Source organism: Microvirga sp. P4_A5, assembly GCF_056402495.1.
This window is the reverse complement of sequence record NZ_JBFUHH010000194.1, coordinates 1-2,003: the sequence shown is the minus strand read 5'-3', so window position 1 is coordinate 2,003 and position 2,003 is coordinate 1. Positions and strand designations below refer to the sequence as shown.

Here is a 2,003-nt window from a genome sequence, read left to right as displayed (position 1 = left end):
CGGCGAAGAAGCCGCGGAAAGGCAGGTAATCGCGAAACGCCTTCCGGTCAGCCCGCCTTGCGGCGAGGCGCGGCCGAGGCGCTTTTCTTGGCGGCTGTTTTTTTCGCGGTGGTGGACTTGCTCTTCGCAGCGGCCGTTTTTCGCCCGCCCCCACCTGCGCCCTTGCCGGTCTTCGCCTCGGACTTGCTCGCGGCTTTCGCGCCGATACCGGCGCTCTTTCGCAGCGCATCCATGAGATTGACCACGTTCGTGGCCTGCGGCTCCTTGCGGGGCGCGAAGGGTTTTCCCTCCATCTTGGYCTTGACCAGATCCGCGAGGGCGTTCTCGTAGCGGTCCTCGAACTTGCTGGGCTCGAACTTTCCGCGTTTGGTTTCGATGATGTGATTGGCCAATTCCAGCATCTCGCCGTCGATTTTTCGGTTCGGAATTTCGTCGAAAGCTTCCTGAGCGGAGCGGATTTCGTAATCGAAATTGAGCGTCGTCGCGATCAGGCCGTCGCCGTGAACGCGCACCAGAAGGGTGCGGACGCGCCGGAACAAGACCGCCTTGGCGAGGGCCGCGACCTGCTTCGCTTTCATTCCTTCACGAACGAGAGCGAAAGCCTCCTGCGCGGCCGCGCTGCCGGGCGCGAGATAATAGGGACGGTCGAAATAGATGTCGTCGATATCCCCGCAAGCGATGAAGGCCTCGACATCGAGGGTCTTGTCGCTTTCCGGAACGGCGGCAGCGACTTCCTCCGGCTCGAGCATCACGTATTCGCCCTTGGCCACCTCATAGCCTTTGACCTGCTCCTCGGCGGTCACGACATCGTCGGTTTCAGGATCGACGAAGACGCGCCGGACCCGGTGGCCGGTTTCGCGATTCAAGGTGTGGAAGGCGATACGGTCGGAACTGGACGCCGCGGTGTAGAGCGCAACCGGGCATGAGAGCTCTCCGACTTTCAGAAATCCCTTCCAGTTTGCCCGTGGTGCCATGATGCTCGTCCCGATATCGGCGAATCAACTCGGCGCTTCACCGCCCGTTCCGCCGAGAGGAGCGACATTCCGGGTCGCGCTGGGGATTTCCGAGCGCTCCATTGACCGGGCGGCGGGTTTTCTGACAGGTGTTCTGGTCCCGGAGCGCCGATGAATGCCCGCCTCGATTCCCCCCATCCGCTACAGTATCTCGTCCGCCACTCTACTGGCCGGGATCGTGCTCGCGCTCTATCTCTGCTATCGACTGGCGATCCCCTTCCTGTCTCCCCTCGTGTGGTCGTTCACGCTGTCGATCCTGTTCCGGCCCCTTGCCACGCGATTGCGAGCAGCCTGGGGCTCCGAGGGAGCGTCGGCCTCGGTGACCGTCGTCGTCGTCGCGATCGTCGTCGTGATCCCTGCGATCTTCGTCTTCAGCGCGATGCTCGCGGAGGCGGTGCGGGGTGCGGGCGCTCTCAATTCCGCCGTGGAATCAGGATCGTGGCGCGGCACGCTCGAAGCCCATCCCTGGATGGCGCGGGCCATGACGTGGATCGACGAGCGCCTCGACGTGCCGGACCTTTTCAACACCACCACGACCTGGCTGACGACGTTCAGCGCCTCGGTTGTGCGGGGCTCATTCGCGGGTTTCGTGAGCCTTCTGCTGACTTTCTATTTCCTGTTCTACTTCCTGCGGGACGGCGATCAGGCCGAAATGGTCCTGCGGCATCTCCTTCCACTCACGCCGCCGGAATTCTCGAAACTCAAGGAGCGCGTCGGGAACACCGTTCGGGCCACGGTCTACGGCACCGTCGTCGTGGCCGCCCTGCAGGGTACCCTCGGTGGCCTTGTGTTCTGGTGGCTGGACATCCCCGCGCCGCTGTTCTGGGGTCTGGTGATGGGCCTTCTCGCCGTGGTGCCCTTCCTGGGCGCCTTCGTCATATGGGCGCCGGTCGCGGCCTATCTGGCGGTCGCGGGCGAATGGGGCAGCGCCCTCCTGCTGACGCTTTGGGGCACGGCGGTGATCGGCGTCATCGACAATGTGCTCTATCC

General features: G+C 63.6%; 2 protein-coding genes. One reads left to right on the top strand and one right to left on the bottom strand.

The features are described from left to right. Window positions 1-47: 47 nt before the first annotated feature. Window positions 48-974: a non-homologous end joining protein Ku gene (gene ku / locus AC1DVM_RS23045; protein ID WP_477258453.1), complete on the bottom strand. Its 927-nt coding sequence runs from the start codon at window positions 972-974 to the stop codon at window positions 48-50. Window positions 975-1,128: 154 nt separating this feature from the next. On the opposite strand from ku, the gene AC1DVM_RS23040 reads away from it, so the two are divergent. Then, a partial coding sequence (locus AC1DVM_RS23040; RefSeq protein WP_477258451.1) for an AI-2E family transporter occupies window positions 1,129-2,003 on the top strand: 875 nt, incomplete at its 3' end.